Below are 7498 nucleotides of genomic sequence, written 5' to 3'. Positions count from 1 at the left end.
TGTCGAACCCGACTTTCTCGGTTGACAGCGCCAGCACCGCGACGCTGTTGTTCGACGTGACGAGCGTCGCGTACAGCGGCTTCCCGGCCACCGACGAGACGCAGATGCCGGTGGCGACCTTCGCGCTGGGAACCCCATCGGTGGATGCCGGGACCATCAGCTGGACCACCGGGCCGGGCACTCTGACCTCCGAGGCGCTGGTGATGTTCGGGGGCATGTACGACACGAACCCGTATGCGGACGCGTTGACCGTGACGCTCCCCTACAGCGTGCAGGCACCCGACCCCGTCGCCACGACGACGGCTCTCGCCGCTTCGCCCGAGTCGACCGCGCTCGCGGGCGACGAGGTGACGCTCAGCGCGACGGTCGACCCCGCCGCGGCCGGCACCGTCGAGTTCTTCGACGGCAGCACATCGCTCGGCACAGATGACGTCGCAGACGGTGCGGCGTCGCTGGCGACCAGCGCGCTCGAGAGCGGGGCACACAGCCTGACCGCTGCCTTCACCCCGGCTGATGCGACCGCTTTCGCCGCGTCGACCTCGGGGCCGGTCGCCTACACGATCACCGCGGCACCGGATTCCGATTCGGATGCGACGTCGACGACGCTGAGCGCTGCCCCCGAGACACGGGCGCTCCTGGGTGACGACGTCACGCTGACGGCCACCGTGGCGAACGAGTCGGGCTCTGCTGCTCCGCAGGGTTCTGTGGAGTTCTTCACCATCGCCGCCGGAGACACCGAGCGTGTGTCACTCGGCTCAGAAGACGCGGCCGACGGCGAAGCAGCATTGACCACATCAGAGCTCGCGGCTGGCGGACACGCTTTCACAGCCGTGTTCACGCCGACGGATGATTCCTTCGCCCCGTCAGCGGCCGACGTCACCGAGAACTTCGGAATCGTCGATCCGACCACCGTCGACATCGCAGCGCCGGAAGACGGCACGGCGATCTCGGACGTCTCGGCGACGTGGGCGTGGTCGGAGTACGCCGACGGCTGGACGAAGGCCGCATCGGGCGACGTCACGGTCGCAGACGGCTCGTTCGTCCTCACCGGCGGCACCGGAATCGTCTCGGACGAGGCCACGGTCGTCCAGTTCACCGGCGCGCTGCGCGTCGAGGCTTACGCGGGATTCTTCCCCCCGAACGGACAGTGGATCGAACTCGTCGATCCGGTTCTGACGATCTCTGCTGAGGGCGCGGACACGTGGAGTGGTGACGTGCGAACAGGCGTGGGAGCATACGATTCGAGCGCCTCGACGACCCACCTCGTGGTCGCCACGGCTTCCGGCATCGACGTCCCCGACTTCACCGCTGATGTCGACGCATCCGTCGCCTTCGACTACGAGGGCACGACAGCGCAGGGCACGTGGCACGCTGACTACGCCAACGCCTGGCCGAACGCCTTCGTGCTCGCAGTGCCGAGCGCCATCCAGGCGTTCTACTACCAGTCCAGCGAATCCGCGGCCAACGCCACCAAGCCGCCGGCACCGCTCTCGCTGAGCTGGACGGCTCCGGCAGAAGAGGAGCCCGAACCGGGTGTCGTCTCCGGCGCCACGCTCGAGTGGGGCCTGAAGGAGAGCTTCCGCAACTACATCTCCGGCCCGATCGCGCACGGTGAGATCAGCCTCGACGGGACAGCACGCAGCGACAGCGGCGAGTTCATCTGGTCGAACGGCTCGGGCACCTACGACGTTGCCAGCAACGCGGGCGAGGTCTCCTATTCCGGCTCGGTTCACTTCACCGGTCACGCCGGGGCGCTGGACATGACCATCTCCAATCCACGCGTCGCCGTCACAGGGCTGATGTCGGCGACGCTCTACGTGGATGTCGTCGCTGCCGGATATAACGGCACCGAGGACGTGAACGAGACCGGTGTCGCCTTCGCGACGTTGACTCTTCCGGCAGGTGTCGAGGCATCCGATGGCGAGTCGATCACCTGGAGCGGTGCCACCGCCGTGCTGACGGAGGATGGCGCTCGGGGCTTCGCGGGCTTCTACTCCGCCGGCACCGCACTCGACCCGGTGACGTTCACGTTCCCGCTGGTCGAGGATGCGCCGGTGACCCCGGTGCTGGCCCTCGACGGCAGCAGCACGGTCACGCAGGGCGGGCTGCTGTCGGTGAGCGGATCCGGTTTCGAGCCCGGCGAGAGACTCACGGCGGTCGTGCACTCTGACCCGATCGAGTTGGGAGCATTCACCGCTTCCGACGCGGGAACCGTGAATGTGCGCTGGACGATCCCGGCCGACTTCACCACGGGGGATCACTCGCTCGTCATCACCCGACCCGACGGCACCACGGCCACCGCGTACTTCACGGTCGCCCCGGCAGCGACCGGCGGCAGTGGAAGCGACGGCGGTGCACGCGGCGGCGATGCCGCCGCCAGCGAAAGCCCCGCCGCCGATGTGTGCACGGCGCAGGCGGTCTCGAACGCGAGCCTCTCGTGGGGTGTGAAGGAGTCGTTCCGAAGTTACATCGAGGGTCCGATCGCGCAGGGCACGATCGCCGGCGCCTGGGGCAGCGGCTCGGGCGCCTACAGCACCGGTAACGACAGCGGCTCGGTACGCTACGGCGGATCGATCCATTACACCGGTCACGGCGGCCTGCTCGACATCACCCTGTCGAATCCGCGGATCCAGGTGACCGGCGCTTCCATAGCGACCCTCTTCCTCGACGTGCGCTCGGCTGGATACGGCTCGCACGAGTCGGTCAATGCGAGCGGTGTCGCATTCGCGTCGCTGTCGCTGGGGGCAGCGACCGAGTCGTCGAGCCAGATCGCCTGGAGCGGGGCATCGGCGTCGCTGACCTCGGCGGGTGCTGCAGCGTTCATGGGCTTCTACGAGGCCGGCGAAGCGCTGGATGCGGTGAGCTTCACGTTCCCGCTGGGCGGGGAAGTTCCGTGCGACAGCACGACGAACGGCTCGCTGGCGGCGACGGGCGGCCCTGCACCGCTCGATGCCGTCTGGGCGGCAGGGCTCTTGCTCCTGCTCGGCGCCGGCGCATTCGCCTGGCGTCGCCGTCAAGCAGCGTGATTCGCTGACACATCTGACTGCACGAGGGGTGCGGCCCTGCCGGGGTCGCATCCCTCGTAGAGTTGCGTATAGAGCATGGAGAAGGAGCAATCTTGGCTGAAACCGATCGTCCGCGCCGACCGAAGCGTCCGCAGATCGTGCTGGAGGTGATCGAGCGCATCCGCCTGACGCCGCATCTGGTGCGCATCGTTGCCGGTGGCCCCGGCATCGCCGCTGTGGAAGACAACGGTTCCACCGATGCGTACACGAAGATGCTGTTCACGCCGGCCGGGGTGAACCTGACCCCGCCGTATGATCTGGAGAAGCTCCGTGAGGAGCTGCCGATCGAGCAGCTGCCGACGCGGCGCACCTACACGATCCGACGTTTCGACCTCGAGAACGGTCAGCTGTGGATCGATTTCGTCACGCACGGAGACGAGGGCGTCGCCGGTCCCTGGGCGGCGTCGGCCCAGCCCGGCGACCCGGTCGTTCTTGGCGGCATCGGCGGGGGATACGCGCCGGATGCTGCGGCAGACTGGCACCTGCTCGCCGGTGACGAGTCGGCGATTCCAGCGATCGCCTCGGCGCTGGAGGCGATGGATGCGGATGCCACGGGCGTGGCGTTCATCGAGGTGCAGAACGAGGCGGAGCAGCTGGAACTCGTCCACCCCGACGGTGTCCGTGTGCAGTGGCTGCATCGCGGCGACGCGGCCGCGGGCACGACCACACTGCTCGTCGACGCCGTGCGCGAGCTCGAATGGCGCGAGGGACGCGTGCAGGTCTTCGCGCACGGTGAGCGCGGTGCGATGAAGCAGCTGCGGCCGTTCCTGACAGATGAGCGGGGGCTCGAGCGCTCGCAGCTGTCGTTGTCGGCATACTGGGCGCTCGGCCGCAAGGAAGACGCCTTCCAGGCGGAGAAGCGCGAGCCCGTCGGCCAGATCTGACGCGCCGCGCACTTCGACGGGCTCAGCGAGCGGCTCTCGCGACCCGCCGCGGCATCCGCTCATAGACAGCCGTGGGACAATGGAGCTATGTCCGATCCCGAAACTGCCCACACCGTCGAGGCGACCGTTCGTCGCGTGCCACGGTACGGCGTGTTCATGGGAATCGGCGCCATCCTCGGCATCATCGCTGCCGGCATCCTGACGATGGTCGGTTCGTACGAGCCCTCGGAGACTCTTTCTGTCGTCTACCCACCTGGCCAGGTTTTCGGCTTCGCGCTGCTGTGGACGGTTCCGGCCGGGCTCGCGCTCGGCGGCATCGTCGCACTCGTGCTCGAGCGTGTCGCGCGTCGGCACGACCGGGTCGTGAAAGTGGGCCGCGAGACCATCATCGAGTCTGACTGAGTCGCCGCCCCGCCCTCGCCGAGCGCGGCGAGACCGGGGCGGGCGTTCTCAGCAGCTGGCGTAGAAGTACGCGCTGTCGCTGGGTGTGACCAGCTCGCGGTCGCGCAGGATGATCGGCCGTTCGTCGCCGTCTTTGTCGCAGATCCAGTCGAACGGCGTGCGGGGGTCGGTTTCGCCGTCGTGCACGACCGGTTCGTTCTCGTCGGTGTACTCGATCTCGAGCACGTGCGGGTCGTACACGTCTGTGTAGCTGTCGCACTCGAGGTAGCGCGCGCACTCCTCGGCGATCGCGAAGTCGAAGCCCTGCGCGGGGCTCACGGTGTCGACGAAGGTCTTGCCGATCGTGCCGTAGCCCTGCCCGGTCTCGCTGGTGTTCTTCTGCGCGATCGCCAGGCCCAGATCATGCACATTCGGAATGACGAGCTTCACGTACTCCTTGGTCTGGGCGAACGAGAGCTGGCCTTCCGAACGCAGGAAGACATCGAGGTTGTCGGGCTCGATCGCCTGGTATCCGTCGTCCTTGCAGTCGGCGAACCAGTCGTCTTGGATGGCGAGCAGCTGCTGGCGCTTGGCCGCCGTGCTGACGTCGAAGATCGCCTCGCTCCACTCGTCGTCGGCGATCAGGTCACCGTTCGCGTCTCGCAGCAGCAGGTTCGGGTGGTTGTTGATCCACCACTGCGTGGTGCCGTAGTCGGGGTTCGTCGGCGATTGGCCCTCATAGTCAGGCTGTGTCTGCAGCAGGTTGACGTAGCAGATGTTGTAGAAGCCAGCGCCGGCGGGGGCCTCGGTGCGGTCGCGGCTGACGATGTCGACGCCCGACTCGGGTGTGTAGGCGCCGCCCAGCTGGTACGAGAATCCACCATTGGCGGGCGGCAGCATGACGGTGGTACTGCCGCCGGAGCCGTCAGAGCTGGTCACCTGCAGCGACTCGTAGTCGACGTTCGCGGCATCCGACGAATTGTTCGCGCTCAACCGCACGCGGATGTCTCCCGAGCTGTTCACGAACGACGCGGCGTTCGCGGGGGAGTCGAAGCTCAGCTGCTTCCACGACCCCCACGAGGTGGCCGATGCGTTGGTGCCGACGGCGTTCCAGCTGCTCGCCGACCAGTCGTACAGTGACCATGTCCAGGTCTGCTCGGCAGCGGAGGGGCCGCGGTAGTTCGTCGTCACATCGATGGCGGTGACGTCTTCGGCGTCGACCCCGGCGGGAAGCGCATAGGTGCGGTAGCCCGCGTAGGCGCCGATGAACTCGACGTACCTGCTCCAGTCGTCCTGGCTGCCCGACTGGTCTTTGACGGCGAGGTGGGAGACGCTCTGTCCGCTGCCGATGCTGCCGGCTGTCGTCGTCAGCGAGTCAGGGGAAAGGGTGTCGGATGCCGCGGTCGCGGGCGTCGCGGTGAGCAACGCCGTCGTCGTCAGCGCCGCGACGCCGATCGCCGTCAGCGCGAGGCCGCGGGATGCCCGGCGCCTCGGAAGGATGGTGGAAAGCACGAATCGGTCTCCTCTCGTGCGCCGCGGGTGCGGCGCTTGGGGCGAAAGCTAGCGAGCGGATGAGCGTTCTGCGAGCTTTTGCCGTGAACTGCTCACCACGAACGCGCATTCGCTCACTGCCGCTGAGCGGTGCGGGCTCGGTTCAGACGACGACGACGGTCACCCCGGCGGCGCGCAGCTTGTCGAGCTCGCCCTCATCGGCCGAATCATCGGTGATGAGGATCGTGACGCTCGTGGTCTCGGCCATCTGAGCCAGGGCTGCTCCGCCGATCTTCGACCCGTCCGCGACGACGATCGTGCGCTGCGCCTTGGTGACCATGGCGTGGTTGGTGCGCGCTTCGGTCTCGTCGTGGGTGGTGACGCCAGCCTCGGCCGAGAATCCGTCGGCGCCGAGGATGGCGGTGCCGACGTTGACGGCGTTGAATGTGCCCTCGGCCAGGACGCCGACAAGCTCGAGCGACTGCGGGCGCAGGATGCCCCCGGTCATCACGACGCGCAGCCGCGGATACGGCGCGGCGAGTGAGGCGATCGAGAGCGAGTTGGTGACGATGGTGAGATCGGCGTGGTTGACCAGTTCGCGGGCGACGCCCGCGGTGGTGGTGCCGCCGCTGAGGGCGATGGCGTGGCGCTCGCGCGGGATGTGCGCGGCTGCGGCACGTGCGATGCGCCGTTTGGCGTCTTGGAATCGAGTGTCGCGCAAAGCTACGGGCAGTTCGGCGAGTGAGCCGGCGGCTTTCGCCCCGCCGTGGGTGCGGATGATGAGGCCCTGGTCGGCGAGGACGGTCAGGTCGCGCCGCAGCGTGGCCGCCGAGCTGTCGAAGAGGTCGGTCAGCTCTGCGAGCGAGATCTCGCCGCGTTCGGCGATCGTATCGAGGATCCCCGCCATGCGTCGCGAGCGTTTGGGTGAGCCACCGAGCTCGGCGACGGTGCTGGTGCTGTGCGCAGTGACCATGGCAAGTGAGCATGACAGATGAGCGAATGAGTGTCAATATGCGCATTTGCTTGCGCGGAATAAGCATTTCTCTCAGAATCAAGAACATGCCAACGATCACTTTCCTCGGCGCCGGAAGCGTTGTCTTCACGCGCCAGCTGATTACCGACCTGCTGCGGTTCCCCGATCTGCCCGTGCTCGATATCGCGCTGCACGACATCGACGACGCGCGCCTCGAGGTTGCCAGGCTCACCGCGATCAACGTCGCGCAGCAGCTCGGGCGCGAGGTGCATGTGACAGCCTCGCTCGATCGGCGCACGGCGCTGGAAGGGGCCGACTTCGTCATCAACATGATCCAGGTGGGCGGCATCGACGCCACCCGCATCGACCTCGAGGTGCCAGCGGCGAAGGGCCTGCGTCAGACGATCGGTGACACCACCGGCGTCGGCGGGGTCTTCCGGGCGCTTCGCACCTTCCCCGTGCTCACGGGCATCGCGCGCGATATGCAGCAAGTATGCCCCGACGCCTGGTTCCTCAACTACACGAACCCGATGGCGATGAACATCTGGTGGATGTCTGTCGTCGCCCCCGAGATCAAAGCCGTGGGCCTGTGCCACAGCGTCTACTGGACCGTCAACGACCTGTGCGAGCTCATCGGCGTACCGCTCGAGGGCACGCACTACCGAGCCGCCGGTGTCAATCACCAGGCGTGGCTGACCGAGTGG

5 protein-coding genes and 1 pseudogene are annotated in these 7498 nt (G+C 67.4%); 4 read left to right on the top strand and 2 right to left on the bottom strand.

Annotated features, from left to right (window positions below; genetic code table 11):
* The 3 genes from Q1J95_RS12710 to Q1J95_RS12700 all read left to right on the top strand — a co-directional run.
* Window positions 1-3026: HtaA domain-containing protein (locus tag Q1J95_RS12710; protein ID WP_300268116.1), on the top strand; the 3026-nt coding region annotated here is incomplete at its 5' end.
* A 92-nt stretch (window positions 3027-3118) separates the two neighbouring features.
* Window positions 3119-3949: a siderophore-interacting protein gene (locus tag Q1J95_RS12705; protein WP_300268113.1), complete on the top strand. Its 831-nt coding sequence runs from the start codon at window positions 3119-3121 to the stop codon at window positions 3947-3949.
* Window positions 3950-4036: 87 nt separating this feature from the next.
* Window positions 4037-4351: a potassium transporter Trk gene (locus tag Q1J95_RS12700; RefSeq protein WP_300268111.1), complete on the top strand. Its 315-nt coding sequence runs from the start codon at window positions 4037-4039 to the stop codon at window positions 4349-4351.
* Between the two features lie 48 nt (window positions 4352-4399).
* Here Q1J95_RS12700 and Q1J95_RS12695 read toward each other — a convergent pair whose 3' ends face one another.
* Both Q1J95_RS12695 and Q1J95_RS12690 read right to left on the bottom strand, forming a co-directional pair.
* Window positions 4400-5842: an endo alpha-1,4 polygalactosaminidase gene (locus tag Q1J95_RS12695; RefSeq protein WP_300268108.1), complete on the bottom strand. Its 1443-nt coding sequence runs from the start codon at window positions 5840-5842 to the stop codon at window positions 4400-4402.
* A 142-nt stretch (window positions 5843-5984) separates the two neighbouring features.
* Window positions 5985-6794, bottom strand: a complete 810-nt coding sequence (locus Q1J95_RS12690; protein WP_300268106.1) for a DeoR/GlpR family DNA-binding transcription regulator — start codon at window positions 6792-6794, stop codon at window positions 5985-5987.
* 86 nt (window positions 6795-6880) lie between these two features.
* Here Q1J95_RS12690 and Q1J95_RS12685 point away from each other — a divergent pair.
* Window positions 6881-7498: pseudogene (locus tag Q1J95_RS12685) on the top strand (alpha-glucosidase/alpha-galactosidase); the annotation flags it as partial.

Source organism: Microbacterium sp. (genome assembly GCF_029263575.1).
GTDB lineage: Bacteria > Actinomycetota > Actinomycetes > Actinomycetales > Microbacteriaceae > Microbacterium.
The sequence above is the reverse complement of the archived record's forward strand: the minus strand, read 5'-3'. Positions and strand labels throughout refer to the sequence as shown.

Coding starts and splice junctions, on each gene's coding strand:
- Q1J95_RS12700 (WP_300268111.1), top strand. CDS start 4,037: ATGTCCGATCCCGAAACTGCCCACACCGTCGAGGCGACCGTTCGTCGC.
- Q1J95_RS12690 (WP_300268106.1), bottom strand. CDS start 6,794: ATGGTCACTGCGCACAGCACCAGCACCGTCGCCGAGCTCGGTGGCTCA.